This window comes from Chryseobacterium paridis, assembly GCF_016595215.1.
Classification (GTDB): domain Bacteria; phylum Bacteroidota; class Bacteroidia; order Flavobacteriales; family Weeksellaceae; genus Chryseobacterium; species Chryseobacterium paridis.
In genome coordinates, this window is sequence record NZ_JAENHK010000010.1 from 1610858 (window position 1) to 1630515 (window position 19658).

A 19658-nucleotide genomic window follows, 5' to 3' on the forward strand; every position below is an offset into this window, starting at 1 on the left:
TGGTACTATAAAAAATGTAAGTAATGAGTAAAATAAAGGAATCTTCAACAAATTTTGAGAATAAAAAGATATTATCCGATGAATGTTCTGAAGTTTACGCTTCTAATATCATCGGCGGGCAGTGGTCGTTGGCGATATGCAGCTGGCTGATCAATGGAAAATTGAGATTTGGAGAATTAAGAAAACTTCTTCCCAACATTACGGAACGTATGCTTACTTTACAGCTTAGAAGACTGGAGGAAAGTAAAATAATTACCCGAACCGTTTTTGCTGAAGTTCCGCCTCGTGTAGAATATGAGCTTACGGAAATTGGCTATAAATTGAAACCCATTATTACTGAGCTTGAACAATGGGGAAAGGAGCATAAGGAGATTGTGGGTACCGGAGATTAGGATGACATCTCACTTCTGCAGCTAATTTTTAACCGCAGATAACTCAGATTTACGAAGATGCTTGGATGTATTTTAGTTCCCTCAAATTGAGCAGACCTTGTCATTGCGAAGAGCGAAGTGATGAAGCAATCTTTTCAACGCAAAGATTAATATTGATAGCGTTTACATAAAGATAGCAAAGAAGAGCTTCGCTGATAAAGCTGAATGAGTAGAAAAAATCAAAGATTTTTCAGAAACTTATGTGCTCTTATTAAACAGCATACATTAAGCTAAATTAGCTAAAGTTTCTAAAACTTTTGTGACTTTTGACTAGGTCGAACCTTCGGTTTGTGATTGAATCTTTTCCCACAGATTACTTAGATTTACACAGAGGTTTATGAATATTTTGGTTCTCGCTGATTGTGCAGATTACGCAGATCTCAATACAGTCAATTGTTACACTATTACATTGATACACTGTTAAACTAATAACTATAATTTCTTTTTTAACGCAAAGATTACATCATCATATGGTTTACTTTAAGATAGCAAAGATGGCTTCGCTTATTAAGCTAGATTCATAGAAAAAATCAAAGATTTTTCAGAGACTTATGTGTTCTTCATTATGCAGCATACATCAAACTTAACTAGCTAAAGTGTTTGAAAACATTTGTGACTTTTGACTACGTCGAACCTTCGGTTTTTAGTTTTTCCCACAGATTACTCAGATTTACACAGAGGTTTATGAATAGTTTGCTTCTCGCTGATTGTGCAGATTACGCAGATTTCAATACAGTCAATTGTTACACTATTACATTGATACACTGTTAAACTAATAACTATAATTTCTTTTTTAACGCAAAGATTACATCATCATATGGTTTATTTTAAGATAGCAAAGATAGCTTCGCTTATTAAGCTAGATTCATAGAAAAAATCAAAGATTTTTCAGAGACTTACGTGTTCTTCATTATGCAGCATACATCAAACTTAACTAGCTAAAGTGTTTGAAAACTTTTGTGGCTTTTGACTACGTCGAACCTTCGGTTTGTGGTTTTTCTCACAGATTACTTAAATTTACACAGAGGTTTATGAATAGTTTGCTTCTCGCTGATCGTACAGATTACGCAGATCTCAATACAGTCAATTGTTACACTATTACATTGATACACTGTTAAACTAATAACTATAATTTCTTTTTTAACGCAAAGATTACATCATCATATGGTTTACTTTAAGATAGCAAAGATGGCTTCGCTTATTAAGCTAGATTCATAGAAAAAATCAAAGATTTTTCAGAGACTTATGTGTTCTTCATTATGCAGCATACATCAAACTTAACTAGCTAAAGTGTTTGAAAACTTTTGTGACTTTTGACTACATCAAACCTTCGGTTTGTGGTTTTTCCCACAGATTACACTGATTTGCACAGAGGATTATGTATAATTGATTTGATTAAGAAGATTGTTTTGCGTTCCAATGTTACATTTTGTAATAGATAGCAAAGAACAGTTCGCTTATAAAGTTCAATAAATAGAAAAAATCAAAGATTTTTCAGAGACTTACGTGTTCTTCATTATGCAGCATACATCAAACTTAACTAGCTAAAGTGTTTGAAAACTTTTGTGACTTTTATGGTTTTTATTATCAAAAAGTTGTCGATACATTTTTCTTCTGAACTACGTTCGCTGGATTACATCATCTATTACGAAAAACATTCGAACTGATGGGAAGGTAATAATTGTCTGTTTTTATTCTTTTTGCCACATTGGTTTTTGTTCTAAGATCGTTGCATATACAGAACAGCTTTCTCCATGAGCTCCTTTCAGATAACCAATACTCATCAGAAATTCATTCACAATCTCACCACCTGTGAATTTGAAGGTCTTTTTAAATAGTTTCATCCATTCCTGTAATGTTTTAGGATGGTGATGCTCCAACCACTTTTCAAAAGATCCAAACTCTTTCTGTATTTCAATAATCGTTTTAGCATTTTCAATAGCTGCATTGACCTTTAATCTATTTCTGATAATTCCAGGATCACTCAATAGCCTCTCGCGATCCTCTTCCGTATAACCTGCTACTTTTTGAACATTAAAATTATCATAAGCATTTCTAAAACTTTCTTCTTTTTTCAGAATGGTTTCCCAGCTTAATCCTGCCTGATTGATTTCCATCACCAAACGTCCGAATAACTCATTGTCATCATGAATAGGAAATCCGTAATGATAATCGTGATAATTTTGGTGAAGCGCTTTTCTGCTTTCGGGTTGCATTCTTTCTATGGCCGAACAATAACTCATTACAATAGATTTTCTGTTTTGGTTAAAAATTTCTCTAAAGCATTTTTAATGTCAATACCTGTGCGATCTGCTAAAACAATCAACCACCAGATATTTTCTCCTAATTTATGCTCCAATTCTGCTGCTGAATCTTTTTTCAGCCAGGTTTTTTCATGGGACATAATATCTCTTCCGATAAGTCCAGCATCACTAAGATAGCCTAATGCGTCTTGTTCCAACGTCCATTCGCTGCCGTTATTCTGCTTTTCCAATTGATGATATTTTTCTCTGATATCTAAAGAACGTTGTATGATTGTATCAAAATTATTCTGATCCATTATTTAATTTTTAAAGGATTGTTTGTACTGGTTAGGTGTCTGTGTGGTTTTATTTTTAAATAATTTACAGAATGACTGTGGATGCTCAAAACCCAACTGGTAAGCCGTTTCAGAAACTGACAGATGAGCTTCCGATAAATATTCTTTAGCTTTTTCAATGAGTTTTTCATGAATATGCTGTTGTGCATTCTGCCCGGTATGATGTCTAAGCATGTCGCTCAGATACCTCGGAGTCAGATTTAATTGGGACGCAATATACTCTACTGTTGGCAAGCCTTTAATTCCTCTTTCTTTGTCAAAAAAATCTTCTAAGAAATCTTCCATCTTCGTTATAAAATCATTGTTTACCGCTTTCCTGGTAATAAACTGACGATTATAAAAACGATTGCTGTAAGTGAGTAACAATTCTATTTGAGAAATAATAACATCCTGGCTGAAATGATCAATCCTTTCATTCAGTTCACTCTGAATATTTTCAAAAATATCCTGGATCGTTTTCTTCTCTTTCTCTGAAAGATACAATGCTTCTGAAGCGGCATATGAAAAGAATCCATAGTTTTTAATTTTCTTTAATAAAGGATATGGTCTTATAAAGTCCGGATGAATGTGCAAAGACATCCCTTCATAAGCTCTATCTTCCTGCTCAAATATAAGAACCTGACCAGGTGCTACAAAGGACATCCCCCCTTCTTCAAAATCATAATATCCCTGTCCATACCGAATTTTACCATTAAATTTCGTTTTAAAAGATATCTTATAAAAATCTGATTTCGTTCCATGTTCAAAAGTTTTCGGATCGAAATTGACTTCTTTATAATCAACAATAGTGATCAGAGGATGTGATGGTGCTGACAATCCCATCGCTTCACGTAAAGCTGATAAAGTACGGAAATGAACGGGTGAGTGATTGGTTTTCATAATACAAAGATATGGTTGGTTTGTGACAACTGTTAGTCAGTAGGATCTTTTTTAATTAGTGGAAAGTGGAAAGTTGAAAGTTGATGGCTAATGGTTGGGAATATTTGAAAATGGTCTGAAATTTTTTTTCTTACAAAACAAAGTTAGAAATTATAAACTTTAAACAGATACCAGAAACTCAAATCTCAAAACCCGAATCCCGCACCTCGAAACCCGTACCCCGTATCTCGAAACCCGTACCCCGTATCTCAAACCTCGAAACAAATCAAAATCCCAAAATACCCCCATCATTTTCAACTTTCCACTTTCAATTTTCCATTTTTATAAAAGCCGATTTTATTTTCTGAACGTGGTTTTCCACTCCAATCGTATTTCGTTCATTGTAAAGTGCTATGGCGTCTTTTCCTGCAACATATCGCAACTGGTCTTTACCATCTGTTGCGGCTTCATAAATAACATGGGCAATATCTTCAGATTTTGAGTAATTAGCCATCTGTTCAGGACTGTAGCCTTCCTGTACCTTTTCAGTAAGCTGTTGATAAGCTTTATGTTGAGCTCCGTCCAGTGATCTTCCTGCAAAATCAGTCTGTATTCCTCCAGGAGCAACTACTTTTACATGAACTCCAAACTGAGCCAATTCATAACCCATGCTCTCTGAAAAACCATCTACAGCAAACTTTGTAGCACTATATATGGAACATGTCGGAAAGCCTATCAATCCAAAGCTCGAGGTAATATTGATCAAAACCCCTTCTTTCCTTTCCCTGAAATAAGGTGTAAACGTTTTTGTAATACGAATCACTCCCATCAGATTGGTTTCAATCTGTTTTTTAATTTGCTCATCAGTAAAAGCTTCCAACGGACCGACCAAACCATAACCTGCATTATTAACTACAACATGTATTTCGGTTTCTGTAAGAATTTGTGTAATCGTTTCTTCAAGCTCTTCTTTATTCGTAACATCCAGTTTAATAACAGATACATTTTCTAACCTTGTAAGTTCTGTTTCATTTTCAGGATTTCTCATGGTAGCAATTACATTCCACCCATGATTTTGAAATAACTTTGCGGTAGCTTTTCCTAATCCTGATGATGCTCCAGTGATAAAAATTGTCTTTTGCATTGTATTAATTATTTATACCGCAAAGGTCTTCAGAAATCGAAAACCAAAAGTAGCCATATTGAGTATCCTTGTAGCTATTTTGACGAAATGAAGAAAATAAAATAGTTTTCCAAAAAATTATTACTCAAATTTGTAATATATCTTTTTACTTCATTGTCTTATATTTAGAAACCGCTTATAATTTTGTTATAAACCAAAATATCATCATGAAATCAATTTTCTTACTTTTTTTTACCATATTCTTCAGCGCTATAAAAGCACAAACAATTTATTCTAAAGATTACGGAAATAAAGACAATCCACCCGTTATTTTTATTCATGGCGGACCAAGTGGAAATGCTACATTATTTGAATCTACGACTGCTGAGGCATTAGCTAATAAAGGATTTTATGTAATTGTATATGACAGACGTGGTGAAGGACGATCAAAAGATAATCAGGCAACAATGACTTTTAAGGAAAGTTTTGAGGATCTGTTGCAAATTTATAAAACGTATAATCTCAAAAAAGCCAATATACTGGGACATAGCTTCGGGGGAATTATCGCGACTTTGTTTACTGATCAGTATTCTCAAAAAGTCAGTTCTTTAACACTTGCGGGTGCCTTGTTTTCGCAACAGGAAACGTATGATCATATTCTAAGTTCAGCAAAGGAGAAATTCAAAGATGATCCGACAAAGCTAAAGCAGATTTCGGATATTGAAAATTTAGCTAAAAACTCGGCAGAGTATAGAAAAAGCTGTTATGATATAGCCGGTGATATGAATTTTTTCACAATGCCCGATCCAACTCCAAAGAGCCAACAATTACGAAACGAGTATAATGCCAGCATCTTCTTTAAAACCAATTATAGAAATCCTGCTTCTCCCTTAAAATTCTATAAAAACGAATCTCAAAATAATCTTGATAATAAAAGTATTTTAGAGCGCATAAAAAAGAAAGGTGTCCCTGTGTTTGCCATTTATGGAAAAGATGATAAAATATTCTCAGACAAACAAATCAATGATCTGATAAAGATCACAGGAAAAGAAAACTTTACGCTTGTGAATAATTGTTCACACTACTTATTCGTTGATCAGCAGGATGAATTTCTCAAATTTATGGTTCAACATCTGCATTAAATTCTTCATTAAAGGATAAAAAGCCTAGTTTTGTAAAGGATGCCCAATCAAAGAATACATATGAAAATTTCCAAAACAATTATCACAATGCTGATATTGGTATTTTCTTTATCTCCATGTTCTGTAAAGAGAGATTTGCTTGGTATTTTTGATATTCAATACATCAGTACTTTAAATAAAGTTAAAATTACATCCGGACAGACTTTCAGCTGTGAAAGTTCAACAGAAAACTCATCCAGGAGAATTATAGTATCAAAAGAATTCTCCAAATCAGGAGATGATCTTTCTATCCAAATGAACTCTGTTCCACTTTTTCCTAAAAAGAATACTTTACTTTTTAACAGCTATTCCAAAACAACTTCCGGAAATAGCCCTCCAAAATATATTTTATTTAAGCAATTGAAACTAAGCATGATCTAATCCAGATTCTGCAATCATTATTGGTATTCAATTATTTAAATAAAATAACATTCAAATGAAAAACATAATCAATCAGCCTACTGATAGAGCTGGTTTATATACATTATCTCTCCGGATGGTTATCGGCTGGACCTATTTCTCAGCTTTTTGGCGTCGCCTTGTCCTTGAAAATAAATTTATCCTCGATGAAGCTGGCTATATCGGAGAAAAATTCAATCACTTCCTTCCCAATGCACTTGGAATCAAACCTATTATAGAATATCTGGTTACTCATCCTGACACTTTGCATACTTCTATGATCACCTTCACAGTCATTGAAGCTATTGTCGGGTTATTTATTATCCTGGGACTATTCACAAGACTAATGAGTATTGGAATTTTTGGATTAGCTCTTGGAATTCTATTAGGCTCAGGTTGGCTGGGTACCACCTGTCTTGATGAGTGGCAAATCGGTGTTTTAGGAATTGCGGGTGGATTTACGTTGTTTCTTACGGGTAGTGATGCTTATTCTCTGGATCATTATTTTATGAAAAAGAAATTGAGTTTTACATATAAAAAATGGTTTCGATGGCTGGGTTCAGGTACCTTGCCTATCCAAAATCCCCAACCTTTAGTATTGGTGATCTCCATATTTATTTTTGGACTTACTTTATTCACCAATCAATATTTCCATGGAGGGGTCTGGGGAACTTTACATAATAAATCAGTCAAGCCAAAGATTGAAATTTCTAATCTTTCCCTCACCGGTTCTCATATTAATTTTGAAGTGTACAGAACCGAGGGTGCTGATGTATATGGTTCATTTCTGATTGGAATTCATATCATGGATCAAAATGGAGATGTATTAAAAGTATTTGATCAAAATGAACTATCGAAATTGACATCAGAAAATATCAAAAATCATTATGTTGCTAAAGTAAAACCAGGAAAACACAGCCTGATCATTCCTTTAGGAGCTAAGGCAGACTTGCACCTAGACATTAAGGACATCATTAATCAAAGGGATAAAATCCATAGTATAAAACTGATCGATATCAGTGGAATTGAATGGATTTCAAAACTGTAGAATTATATAAAAAAACCTCCGAAAATTTTCGGAGGTTTTTTTTAAAATTTAGTGCATGGCTTCACTCAAATCTATTTTTTCTTTACTTTTCCGTTCTTTGACGAATAAGATAAATGGTATACAAATTAAGAAAGCTACTCCTAAATAAAGGAAAACATCCATATAAGATAATACAGTTGCCTGCTTGGTTACTGAGAGATCCAGCATTTTGTAGGCTGCGTTTAGTGCATTATCAGGAGTCATTCCTTTAGATATAAAACTTGCTTTCAGGGCAGCTAATCTCTGCTGTACCTCAAAACTGTTACCATCGAGATGGGTAATAAGATTGACCCTGTATTTCTGGCTGGCATTAGCGATGAATGTAGTAATCGCAGCGATCCCAAAAGATCCGCCTAATTGTCTCATCATCCCTGTAAACGCAGCTCCCTGACCAATTTCCTGACCTTTCAATGTACTTAGGGATAAGGATGTAATTGGTATAAATAAGAGTCCTAATCCGGCCCCTCTCACAATCAACATCCAGAAAAATGCTTCTTTACTGGTATCTGGTGTAAGGATCTTATATCCCCAGAAACTGTACACAAAGAAAATAAACAATCCCAAAGAAACAAGAATCTGTTGCTTAGCTCCTTTTGAAAGTAATCTACCGATAATAGGCATCATAAAGGCTGTCGTTAATGCAGCCGGAATCATTAAAGCTCCAGACTGTAAAGCCGTCCATCCTAAAATACTCTGTGTATATAATGGAACAATAAAGGTGGAACCATATAAACCAAATCCTAATACAAAGGACATAGCGGTTCCGATTCTTAAATTACTGTTCTTTAAAACCCGCAGTTCCACAATGGGATATTTAAAGGTAAGCTCCCTCCAGAGAAAGAGTATAAATCCTAATATTGCAGATACCGTAAAGGCTACAATCATTCCACTGGCAAACCAATCTTCTTCATGTCCCCTTTCCAGAATAAACTGCAATGATCCTACAGTAACTGCTAATAAAGCAATTCCCAGCCAGTCGACATCGGAGACTTTCCTTTTTTCAGCATATTTCGGACTTTTTACGAATTGTAATGTCATCAATGTAGCTGCAATACCAATTGGAATATTGATATAGAAAATATACGGCCAGCTAAAGTTATCAACGATATATCCTCCAAGTGGCGGACCTAAAGTCGGACCAATAATTACTCCCAACCCATAAATTGCCTGAGCCATACTTCTTTTTTCAACCGGATATGATTCCGTGATGATCGTCTGCGAGGTTACCAATAATGCTCCTCCACCGATACCCTGGCATAATCTGAAAAATACCAGTTCCCAGATGTTGGTAGCATTCCCGCATAAAAATGAAAATATGGTAAATATAATAATAGAGGCTGCAAAATAATTTCTACGCCCGAACTGTTGCGAAAGCCAGCTCGTCATCGGAACGATAATTACGTTACCTATCGCATAGGCGGTAATTACCCAACCCACTTCAGAAAGTGTAGATCCCAGGTTACCTTTCATTTCGTTCAAGGCAACGTTCACAATCGTGGAATCCACAATTTCAAGCAGAGCACAAAGAATAGCTGTAATCGTAATGATTACTCTCCGTGCTCCATATTCTACTAATGAATCTTGCATAGTTAATTTTGTGTGATGTACAATTGTATTTACGTAAAATGATTGATTTAAAGATTTAAAAAATTTAAAGATTAAAAGATTTTGAGATTTATTATCAATACAAAGTCAGTTAATCAATGGCTTTGGCCATAATCTAAATCATGAATACATTATACATAAATACATTTTACATATTTTTATTTTAATGAAACTTCTGCTTTCACATTCATTCCTGTTCTCAGCTTTTTAGCAATATTCGGATCCAGTTTTACAAAATCAATTTTCACAGGAAGTCTTTGTACCACTTTTACGAAGTTACCACTTGCATTATCTGGAGGCAGGATAGAGAATGTAGCACCAGTTGCAGGAGAGAAAGAGCTCACTACGCCTTCAAAATCCTGGTCAGGGAAAGCATCAATCTCAATTTTCACTTTTTGTCCCTCTACCATTTTATCAACCTGAGTTTCTTTAAAGTTAGCTACCACCCACTTTTGATCATTTTTCACTAAGCTGAATAACTGAGCTCCTGCTTGTAAATATTGTCCAACCTGAATAGGAACTTTTCCAACAAATCCATCCTCAGAAGCTGTGATTACGGTATATGAAAGATTTAATTTCGCATTTTCAACATCCACTTCTCTTTGTTTAGCAACAGAATTAGCAACACCTATTTGTTGAGAAGTAGCTTCAGTCTGAGAAGAAGCGATACCAGTTTGCTTAGCAATCTGATTTCTTTGGTCTACCAATACCTGTAATTGTCTGTCAGCAGATTGTTTTGCCGCCAACGCTTGTTCGTATTGTTGTTCAGTGATTGAATGGTCTTTTACAAGAACGCTATATCTTTTTAAATCCTGACCTGTTTTCCAAACATTTACTTTTGCTGCTTCTATCTGAGCATTAGCCGTAGCTACTGCTGCCTCTGAACTTCCGATATTTTTAGAAGAAGCTGTAGTAGATGCCTGTGCAGTGGTAATATTACTTTTTGCTGTAGATAAAGCAGCTTGTGCTTGCTCCAAAGCCATTTTCTGATCTCTGTTATCTAAAATAACCAAGGTATCACCTTTTTTTACCAGCTGGTTATCTTTTACTTTTACCTGGGTTACATATCCTGAAACTTTAGAGATAACCGGGCTAAGGTTAGATGCAATTTGTGCATCATCTGTTTCTTCGTGAACCTGTCCGTAAGAATATGTTCTATATCCGTAAATTCCACCACCGATCAATACTACGGCTAAAATGATAGGAAAAACTAAACTTTTTTTCTTTTTTGGTTCTATGTTCTCTATTTGTTCTGTTTTATTATTTTCCATTGTGGTATTATTCTTTTATTTAATTGTTAAAGTTCCTGTAGTTTGTAATAATTTTCTGTAAGCTAATGCTGCATCTGCTTTAGCATTGATCACTCCGACATTCGCAGAAATCTGTGCTGCATCTGCATCTAAAAGTTCTGTCATTGTCGCTAAACCATTATCAAACTTGTTTTTTGTAATTCTATAGTTTTCATTTGCCTGAATTGCAGACTTTTCAAAAACGGCAATTCTTTGCTTAGAATAGTTCGTGTTTTGAAACTCTCTGTTGACGTCAAGTTTAATATTGTCATTTAGTAACTCATTACTAGCTTCCAATTGCTTTTCTCTCGCCTGAGACTGTCTCAAAGATGAATTTTGTTTCCAAAGGTTGGCCAGGTTATACTGAATTCCCAATCCAACATTTACAGCATTATATACGGTTAAAAATTTTGGTGCATCAACGGCAATATACCCTCCTGTTAAAGCAACTGTAGGATAATACTCAGCTTTTGCTGCTTTAGTTCCTAATTGGGCGGCTCTTCTTTGTTGACTTAAAGCCTGCAAGTCTTTACGATTTTGCTGAGCTTCATTCATATAATAATCTACTGGTTTAGCATCCTGAATTTCATCAATATAATTAGGATCTACCTCTATCGCTGTTGTTTCCGGAAGACCTAACAATAAATCCATATTGATGTTCGCAATATTATAATTATTCTTCGCATCCAATAATTGCAGTTCTATATCTGAAGTCTGAAGGTTTGCTTTTAAACGGTCATTTCTTGCGATCACCCCATTGTTTTCCAATTTAAGAAACGTTTCATCTCTTTTTTCAGAAGCAGTAAGGTTTTCTTCTAAAACCTTGATGGATTGGTTTGCTTTGAAAAGGTTGTTATACGCTTGTGCAACATTATAAGCAATGGCAATCTTATCATTTTCAGTACTTAGTTTTGATGCTTCCACAAGATATTTTGCAGATTCAATTCCATATCTGATCCTTCCACCAGCATATATTGGCATTGAAAGGTTTGCCTGACCCAGAAATACAGATTTTGGTGATGCCATAGATCCACCTCCTCCAGATCCTGATTCATTTAAAAACTTTACATCTACTTTTGCATTCGTTAAACGCATGTACTGTCCTGAAAGTTTAAAATCAGGAAGTTGTTTATTCTTTGCTTCCAAAAGATCTGCTGTTGCCTCTTCAATTTTGGCGGCATCGATCTTAAGATTCTTGCTGTTTTGGATTCCCAACTGAACAGCTTCGTCAAGGCTGAGTTGTTTTTTCTCCTGAGCATTTGTGTTTGCAATTCCTACAAATAGAGAAAGAGCAATAATTGAATTATTTATTTTCTTCATAACCCAAAAGGTCTTTTAGTAAATATTTTATATGTTTATTAAGTTCTGTGTAATATTTCTCATCAAAAGTATCCTCATCATCGGTATCGTTCAGGAATTCTTTATACATTTCTTTAGCATTAGATGCATAAAACAGGGTCCCGCTTACTGTTGTATGTAATAAATAAATAAGAGGGTTCTTAGTGAAAACACCTTTTTCTAACCCGCTTTTCAATATCTGTGAATACATAGAAAGAAAGCCCATTTTTGTTTGCTTTAAGAATTCTACAATCTGGGGATTCTCAGCATGAAGCTGCTCCCGTTGCATAATTCTATAAAAACATTTATTATTTTTTACCTTCGCTGAAAATTCGTCTACTATTTTTTCAATTTTCTCCCATTCATTGATATCTGTTCTTTCAAGAATATCTTTAGAAAAAAACTGTCCTTCATTCATTCTGTATTCTACCAATTTCTCATACAATTTCTCTTTTGAACCGAAATAGTAGGAAATCATAGAAATATTTACATTCGCTGCCTTAGAAATTTCTCTTGTCGAAGTTCCATCAAAACCCTTTTCTGCAAAAAGCTTTTCAGCAGCAAATAATATATTTTCTTCTTTTGAAATCATGTCACTGTTAATTTTTCAGGCTGCAAATTTACACAAGTTTCAATACAAATCAAACGATTGATTGATTATTTAATATATTTTTAATTTCCCTTAAATATAACTTACTGAAAATTAATACATTTTAGTTAAATAAAATTACAAAATATTACGAAATAGTTTACATTTAAACCATGATACATTTATAACATTTAATTTTTTAAAGTAAAAATTACGAAAATTACACTGCTAAACAGTTGAAGAATTTCTATATGAAAGAATAAGTAACTAAAAATATTCTATAGAGTTCTATAAAAAGAAAACTTCGAGCTATGCTCGAAGTTGTTATGATAAATGGTATTTGTTTAATACTGTTAATTCGTCACGATCATCTTTTTAGAATCTATTATTTTACCATTTGTAACAAGATTATAAATATAAGTACCAGGTGATAGTGTTCGTGCAGATATACTAATTTGTTTTTCTCCTTTTTTTACAGGAATTAACTGCATTTGTCTTCCACTCAGATCATACACTCCAATAGCAGCATTATTATCATTTACATTAAACCTGATTACAGCTTCCTGATTAAATGGATTGGGAACATTCTGTTCCAGAATATAAGATGTTGCTGTAGCTGACATCTCAGAAGAAACATTTTTACCACCGGTAATCGCACTGATCTTTGCTTCCATTGCATCCATTTTAGATTTCAGGTCTTTGATTTCATTCTTCTGCTCTTTTAGCTCATTGAGCAATAATGGAATTATTTCAATATAATTAAGTGCATAATTTCCTTTTTCATCTACACTCACCAGATTTGGAAACTCTTTTTCTACTTCTTGTGCAATAAGACCAAAATGTAATTTAGAATCTGCCTTTGTCTCGCTATCTTTCTTGGGTTTAAAAGTATAAGAATAGGTATTTAGGTTGAATAGATTACCCGAGGTTTCTTTCAAAGGTTTAATATTATCCTTTAGCCTTCTGTCTGAAGTACTGATAAAAGACTGAGCCCTCACTTCAAGAGCTGCCTGAAAACGTCCATCCACATAAAGTTCATTATTCCCATTTCCTAAAAGCGTAACCCCTCCTGTTGGAGAGCCATTACCACCGTTTAAAAAATTTAAATAAGCTATTCCTCTTATAGAATTAATTATAGTCCCATTTCCAAAGCTAGGGCTGGAATACATTGCAATTCCTGAAGATCTTACATTTCCAAGATTATCATTGTACATCATCCGGCTTTCATTTGCCGTATTAGATAAAGACACCAGTCCAAAAACTCCACCGTAGCTTAACCAGTTAATTAGTGTGGGCACCGATCCGATCAGATTGCTTGCCTGATTGTATACTTCTATAATATTAGGAACATTAGATCCATTTAATATTCTATATCCATGGTTGATCTTCAATGCAGAGATCGTATTGTTTGAACTTATGTCTAACCGTGCAGCAGGCGTGGCAACAGCAATACCTACATTTCCGCTGGTTGTGGTAGGTGTAGTTGTACCGGTCCAAACATTAGTTTGTGCAGAAACAGATAGGGTTACCCCTAAAAGAAGTAAACATAAAGAAGTTGTAATTTTTTTCATAATATTAATTTTATTGATTGAATTTTTTTTCTTTGTCAATAAATATACTATGAAATAAGGCCTTCATTTTCTTCAGAATAAACAAGTGTTGCTGTATTTTTAGTAAGTGTATTTACTTTAAAAATAAGTGTTCAGATTTATTTCTAGATTAAAAAAGTCCGGCATTTTACCGAACTTTTTATGTGATTATTTAATAATTTTATCTACGATGTCTTATGGATATATCTTGACAATTTAATTCCAAGATCGGTCCAGATAATCTTAGGATTTCCGTTTCTTGTTAAATGTAAGTCTGCAGTACTGATCTCTTCTAAAATACTTTCAATATTCGCTCCACTAATAAATTTGGAAAAACCGGCCCAATTAAATCCATTGGCATTAATCTTTTTGTAAACCAGATTTTCGGACTGATAATTCTGTAACAAAGCCAATCTGAATATTTCAGAACAATAGTTTAAAAAGTTCTTCTGTTTCTCTCTATTCCAACCTGCAATTTCTCTGGCCCAGAGAATTATATTTTTTAGATATTCCGGTTTCTTTTTTACCTGAAAAGCATCCCTCACCCATTGAATAAAAAGTTTTTCAAATTCTTCATTTTTATTTCCCGAATTCAAAAGCTTCAACGCATCATTAAGATTTCCCTGAGCCTCGTGAACTATTTCCCTGGATTGTTCTTCTGAAACAGAAAAATTATTTTTCAAATAATTCTCAATGTCCTGATCATTAAGCCTTGGAACATCTACAATCTGTGTTCTGGAAAGTATAGTAGGTAAAATATCGTTGGAGTTTTCTGCCGTGAGGAGAATAACTGTTTTAGCAGGTGGTTCTTCCAGAAATTTCAGAAATTTATTGGAGGCAGCAACATTCATTTTATCAGCTCTCCAAACAATTAAAATTTTAGTTCCTCCTTCAAAGCTCTTAAGAGAAAACTTTTGATTTTGATCATCTACTTCATCGGCTGAAATAAAAAGCTGTTTATTTTCTGAATCCAGAAAAGCAGTCCAGTCATCATAGCTGGAATATGGAGAAGTCAGAATCATTTCTCTGAAATCATCAAACTTATTTTTGCTTAAGGAGTTCTTATTGTCTGTATATACCGGAAAGCTAAGATGAAGATCTAAATGATTGAGGTGCTCCACTTTTGAAGCAGCATGTTCATTTTCTTTTTGTAGTATTTCTTTAGCATAAGCCAGGGTTAGAGGAAATGTTCCATATCCTTCTTTTCCAATGAAAAGCTGGGCATGGCTCACTCTGTTTTCCGTGATGCTGTCTTTAAGAAGTTTTTTCAGATTTTCTTGTCCGGCAATGTTCTCCCAATTCATGCCTCAAAGATAAAAATCTTCTTTTGATTCCAAGAAATTTAATACACTCTATTGCTAAAAATAATTTCAAAACAGGACTTATAGAGGTATGAGTAGTGATTATAGTCTGTATCAATAATTTATTTTATATAATTCTTTATTTAAGTTGTATACAATTTAATTTTTAACAATACATTTGCTCTATAATTAAACAAATAAATTTTAATGTTATGAAACTATTATACAGTACTAGCGCCACGGCAAAAGGAGGAAGAAATGGACATGTAAAAAGTGAAAACGGAGTGTTAGACCTTGAAGTAAGAATGCCAAAGGGCCTTGGTGGAGCAAATGAAGATTATGCAAATCCAGAGATGTTATTTGCTGCAGGATATTCTGCTTGCTTTGACAGCGCATTAAATTTGGTTATCAAACAAAGTAAAATAAAGACCGGGGAAACAACAGTGACTGCAAAAGTTAGTCTTGGTCAATTGGAAAATGGTGGCTTTGGCTTGGCAGTAGATTTACATGCTAATGTTCCTGAAGTTTCTCTTGAAGAAGCACATTCTTTAGTGGAAAAAGCACATCAGGTTTGTCCTTATTCTAATGCAACCAGAGGGAACATTGAAGTCAATTTAAGTGTAAGTAATAATGAGTCACATAATTAATACAGAAACAAACATCTAAATATCAATTAAAAATCAATAATTTAGATCAAACTTTCAGTAAAGATTACACAAAGACTTAATAATATTAACACGAAAGAAAATGACACCAGAATTAGAACAAAAAATCAAGACGGTTTTTGAAAAACAAAAAGCATTTTTCAAAACCAATCAAACTAAAAATATTGAATTCAGAAAAGCACAATTAACTAAGTTTCGAGATGTGTTTTTGTCCCATACAGATGCTTTATGTGAAGCCCTGGATATTGATTTAGGGAAAAGCAGAAAGGAAGCAGAATATGTAGAAATTCAAATTGTATCCAGTGAACTCGATTATCTCCTGGAAAATATTGATGAATGGGCAAAACCTACTTTTGTAGAATCCAAACCGCATCCATCAGGAGCGGACATTGTAAGCAAAATAATGCATGAACCCTATGGTGTTAATTATATCATTGGTCCATTCAACTATCCTGTTCAACTCACGTTTAGCCCTTTGATCGGTGCATTGATTGCAGGAAACACAGCAATCATCAAACCTTCTGAAAATACACCCCATGTTGCAAAAGTAATTGAGGAAATCATAGAGAAATCTTTTGATGAAGCTTATGTAAAGGTTTTCCAAGGTGCTATTGAAGAAAATACTTTGTTATTAAGCCTTCCTTTTGATTATATATTCTTTACAGGAAGTCCTAATGTAGGTAAAATTGTAATGAAAGCTGCTGCAGAACAATTGATTCCGCTAACTCTTGAACTAGGGGGTAAATCACCAACAATTGTCCATCAGGATGCTGATCTGGATAAAGCAGTGGCAAGAATTTCTTATGGGAAATGGATCAACTGTGGTCAAACTTGTGTAGCTCCGGATTATATATATATTCATGAATCTATAAAAGATGCTTTTGTAAGTAAGTTTATTGCTTATTTAAAAAGTACATATCCTGATGGATCTCTGGGAAAAATCGGAAAGATTGTGAGCCCAAATCAAATCAAGCATCTTGCAGGTTATCTTGAAGCTGCCCATGAAAAAGTAATTTATGGTGGTCGATATAATCTTGAGACCCGACACTTTGAAGCCACTTTAATGGATAATATAACCTGGGAAGATCAGGTAATGCAGCAGGAAATTTTTGGGCCTATATTACCTATTATGACTTATACAGATATTAATGTTGCATTAGAAGAGATTAATAACCGTCCGAAGCCCCTGGCTTTATATGTTTTTTCTGAAAGTCAGGAATTTGCAAATGATGTTCTCAATCGTACGACGAGTGGTGACGCTGAAATTAACAGTGCTATTATCCATGTAGGTTCACATTTCTTACCTTTTGGAGGAGTTGGAACTTCCGGAATGGGAAAATACCATGGAAAATTTAGTTTTGAAGCATTCAGCCATACAAGATCCGTTTTACAGGTAAAATAAAATTTCATCCTTACTTTATAAAAATTCAAGACTGCTTTGAATATTCAAAGCAGTCTTGAATTTTTTATTATTAATACTAAATTGAGGGAAAATCATCCCACATAAATGAATAATAATTGTCTTAAACAACTATGACCGTGAATGATGAATATTTATAATTGAATTCAATAAAACTATTGTTAAAAATATCAGTTAGATTCCTTTTGTATTTATTTATATAATAAAAATTTCTATTTAGATTTAAACATAGTGCCCCTTAACAAACTTTAACCTCATGAAATTTTTACAATTCATTAATATTTAAGATATTTGCGCATTATTTTAAAAATAAAGAATGAAAAAAATCTTTGTACTATCATTCATTTCTGTTGGATATTTCCTTAATGCGCAGAGTATAAGTAATTCACCATATGCAACTTACGGAATCGGAGATGTAAAATATGATAATACGATTGAAACTACTTCAATGGGTGGTATTTCAACGGCTTTTATAAGTGACTTTACAAGTAATTTCAATTTTGCCAATCCAGCAAACAATACGAATTTCGAACTTACGAGTATAAAGCTTGAAGCTACTAACGAAAACAACTATTTCAAATCGAATTATAATAATACGAAGTCTACTAAACATTCTACGTATCTATCAAATATTTCATTAGCTTTCCCTATTTCTTCAAGAGTAAAAATGGGACTTTCTTATCAGCCGTATAGCTCAAAAAGCTATGATATTGTAAATTCTAACACGGTAGATGGTACCACTTTTGCAAACCGATTTAGAGGGACTGGAACCTTAAATACAGCTCAGATAGCAGCATCATATAAGGTAAACAATGAGTTTGCTTTAGGTTTACGAGCCAATTATTATTTTGGTAATCTGTATGATGTAAATGAAATTACGGCTTCTAATAGCGAACTTATTAATGGTTATGAAACAAAAAATAACATTAAAAACTTCAATTTTACATTAGGAGCAAGTTATCAGCATCTAAATACTCGTACTGACAAAAAGTGGACTATTGGGGCAACCACTACTTTTGGAAACACAGGTGACATGATGACTGATTACAAAAACAGTACTTATTTTTATACTGCCGGAGATGTTAAAAATGCCGAATCTATTATTGACCAAAAGAGCACTAGCTCTAAAAATCTTTTACCTTTACAGGCATCTCTAGGGGTTGGATATGGAAGTGAAAATCAATGGTTCGTATCTGGTCAGTTAGATTATAAAAAAGGAGAAAGCATCTCTTATTTTGGAAAAACCATAGATTTTGATGATACGTACAGAATCTCTGCAGGAGGTTGGTACTTACCTAATTATAACAATTTCAGAAACTATTTCTCAAGAGTGGTATACCGATATGGTGCATTCTATGAAAGAGGAGGTTTAAAAATTGGAAGTAACAACATTAACAAGTTTGGAATTTCTGCAGGGGTAATGCTTCCATTCAAGACCAGTAGTATAACTAGAATGAGTGGACTTGAACTTGGTATAGAACTTGGTAAACGTGGAACTTTAGATAACAACCTGATCAATCAGAATTTTATCAACCTGAGGGTAGGATTCAATTTTGCTGACAAGTGGTTCAGAAAGAGTTTGTATAACTAAAATGAAGTTTAAAAACTTATCATATAAAAAAAATATAGCATGCCTTTTTAGTTGTGCTATATTTTTTATATTGACATCCTGTGAAGAGGACCTTACTAAAAGAAATGGTAATCAAAGTAAGAACTTTCCTTCACAAATCATCAACAACGCTAATATCATACAGAGGGACTCCGGATTTGTCACACTAAAGGCAATAGCTCCCATTATTGAAAAATATGAACTTATAGACAGTCCATATGTTGTAGCCAGAAAAGGAATTAATATTCAATTCTTTGATAAGAAAAAACCTAAGGTTCCCGGGAAACTCACTGCCAAATATGCACGAATCTTTGAGTATAAAAAATTCTATGAAGCCAAGGGCGATGTAAGAATAACGACCAATGAAGGGCAAAAATTCGCCATGCAAAGTATTTATTGGGATCAGAGAAAAAACCGCATTTATACTAAAGACACCGTCTATGTAACCATGGATGATGGTTCCACTCTTGTAGGAGCCAATGGAATGACCGCTAAAGATGACTTCTCCGAATATACTTTTTTCAACAGTTCCGGAGATATCAGCCAAAAAAAGATATCCGACTCTAAAAAATAAA

At 33.9% G+C, this 19658-nt stretch carries 18 protein-coding genes; 8 read left to right on the forward strand and 10 right to left on the reverse strand.

Features of this window, described 5'->3' with window-relative positions; translation table 11 throughout:
• The first annotated feature begins 23 nt into the window (after window positions 1-23).
• On the forward strand, window positions 24-392 hold the full coding sequence (locus tag JHL15_RS16735) for a winged helix-turn-helix transcriptional regulator (protein WP_200247594.1): 369 nt from the start codon (window positions 24-26) through the stop codon (window positions 390-392).
• A gap of 1730 nt (window positions 393-2122) precedes the next feature.
• Here JHL15_RS16735 and JHL15_RS16740 read toward each other — a convergent pair.
• From JHL15_RS16740 to JHL15_RS16755, 4 genes are all read right to left on the reverse strand, one after another.
• On the reverse strand, window positions 2123-2674 hold the full coding sequence (locus JHL15_RS16740; protein WP_200247596.1) for a DNA-3-methyladenine glycosylase I: 552 nt from the start codon (window positions 2672-2674) through the stop codon (window positions 2123-2125).
• A complete protein-coding gene (locus JHL15_RS16745; protein WP_200247598.1) occupies window positions 2674-2991 on the reverse strand; it encodes a nucleoside triphosphate pyrophosphohydrolase family protein in 318 nt (105 codons plus the stop codon). Before JHL15_RS16745 ends, JHL15_RS16740 begins: the two co-directional genes overlap by 1 nt.
• A 3-nt stretch (window positions 2992-2994) precedes the next feature.
• Complete coding sequence (locus JHL15_RS16750) at window positions 2995-3909, reverse strand: helix-turn-helix domain-containing protein (protein WP_200247600.1); 915 nt, start codon at window positions 3907-3909, stop codon at window positions 2995-2997.
• A gap of 307 nt (window positions 3910-4216) precedes the next feature.
• Window positions 4217-5032: an SDR family oxidoreductase gene (locus JHL15_RS16755; protein WP_200247602.1), complete on the reverse strand. Its 816-nt coding sequence runs from the start codon at window positions 5030-5032 to the stop codon at window positions 4217-4219.
• 206 nt (window positions 5033-5238) lie between these two features.
• On the opposite strand from JHL15_RS16755, the gene JHL15_RS16760 reads away from it, so the two are divergent.
• The 3 genes from JHL15_RS16760 to JHL15_RS16770 are packed head-to-tail and all read left to right on the forward strand — an operon-like array spanning window position 5239 to window position 7639.
• Window positions 5239-6153, forward strand: a complete 915-nt coding sequence (locus tag JHL15_RS16760) for an alpha/beta hydrolase (RefSeq protein ID WP_200247604.1) — start codon at window positions 5239-5241, stop codon at window positions 6151-6153.
• A gap of 60 nt (window positions 6154-6213) precedes the next feature.
• The gene (locus tag JHL15_RS16765; RefSeq protein ID WP_200247606.1) at window positions 6214-6573 is read left to right on the forward strand and encodes a hypothetical protein; all 360 of its coding nucleotides are present in this window, start codon (window positions 6214-6216) and stop codon (window positions 6571-6573) included.
• Window positions 6574-6628: 55 nt separating this feature from the next.
• The gene (locus JHL15_RS16770) at window positions 6629-7639 is read left to right on the forward strand and encodes a TQO small subunit DoxD (RefSeq protein WP_200247608.1); all 1011 of its coding nucleotides are present in this window, start codon (window positions 6629-6631) and stop codon (window positions 7637-7639) included.
• 48 nt (window positions 7640-7687) lie between these two features.
• Here JHL15_RS16770 and JHL15_RS16775 read toward each other — a convergent pair whose 3' ends face one another.
• The 6 genes from JHL15_RS16775 to JHL15_RS16800 form a co-directional block, all read right to left on the reverse strand.
• Entirely contained in the window at window positions 7688-9265 is a 1578-nt protein-coding gene (locus JHL15_RS16775) for a DHA2 family efflux MFS transporter permease subunit (RefSeq protein ID WP_200247610.1), read from the reverse strand.
• Between the two features lie 176 nt (window positions 9266-9441).
• Window positions 9442-10554 carry an HlyD family secretion protein gene (locus JHL15_RS16780; protein WP_200247612.1) on the reverse strand — a complete coding sequence of 371 codons (1113 nt, stop codon included), beginning with the start codon at window positions 10552-10554 and terminating at the stop codon, window positions 9442-9444.
• 15 nt (window positions 10555-10569) lie between these two features.
• On the reverse strand, window positions 10570-11892 hold the full coding sequence (locus tag JHL15_RS16785; protein ID WP_200247614.1) for a TolC family protein: 1323 nt from the start codon (window positions 11890-11892) through the stop codon (window positions 10570-10572).
• Window positions 11876-12502, reverse strand: a complete 627-nt coding sequence (locus tag JHL15_RS16790; RefSeq protein WP_200247616.1) for a TetR/AcrR family transcriptional regulator — start codon at window positions 12500-12502, stop codon at window positions 11876-11878. The genes JHL15_RS16785 and JHL15_RS16790 overlap by 17 nt, the downstream gene beginning before the upstream one ends.
• A gap of 350 nt (window positions 12503-12852) precedes the next feature.
• Window positions 12853-14070, reverse strand: coding sequence for a tail fiber domain-containing protein (locus tag JHL15_RS16795; protein ID WP_200247618.1), 1218 nt, complete (start codon window positions 14068-14070; stop codon window positions 12853-12855).
• 203 nt (window positions 14071-14273) lie between these two features.
• Window positions 14274-15392, reverse strand: coding sequence for a DNA polymerase III subunit (locus tag JHL15_RS16800; RefSeq protein WP_200247620.1), 1119 nt, complete (start codon window positions 15390-15392; stop codon window positions 14274-14276).
• A 209-nt stretch (window positions 15393-15601) separates the two neighbouring features.
• On the opposite strand from JHL15_RS16800, the gene JHL15_RS16805 reads away from it, so the two are divergent.
• From JHL15_RS16805 to lptC, 4 genes are all read left to right on the forward strand, one after another.
• A complete protein-coding gene (locus JHL15_RS16805; RefSeq protein WP_200247622.1) occupies window positions 15602-16036 on the forward strand; it encodes an organic hydroperoxide resistance protein in 435 nt (144 codons plus the stop codon).
• A 100-nt stretch (window positions 16037-16136) separates the two neighbouring features.
• A complete protein-coding gene (mdlD, locus tag JHL15_RS16810; RefSeq protein WP_200247624.1) occupies window positions 16137-17456 on the forward strand; it encodes an NAD(P)-dependent benzaldehyde dehydrogenase MdlD in 1320 nt (439 codons plus the stop codon).
• 334 nt (window positions 17457-17790) lie between these two features.
• Window positions 17791-19065 (forward strand): hypothetical protein, encoded by a 1275-nt coding sequence (locus JHL15_RS16815; protein ID WP_200247626.1) that lies wholly within the window; start codon window positions 17791-17793, stop codon window positions 19063-19065.
• Window position 19066: 1 nt separating this feature from the next.
• On the forward strand, window positions 19067-19657 hold the full coding sequence (lptC, locus tag JHL15_RS16820; protein WP_200247628.1) for an LPS export ABC transporter periplasmic protein LptC: 591 nt from the start codon (window positions 19067-19069) through the stop codon (window positions 19655-19657).
• The last annotated feature ends 1 nt before the right edge of the window (window position 19658 follow it).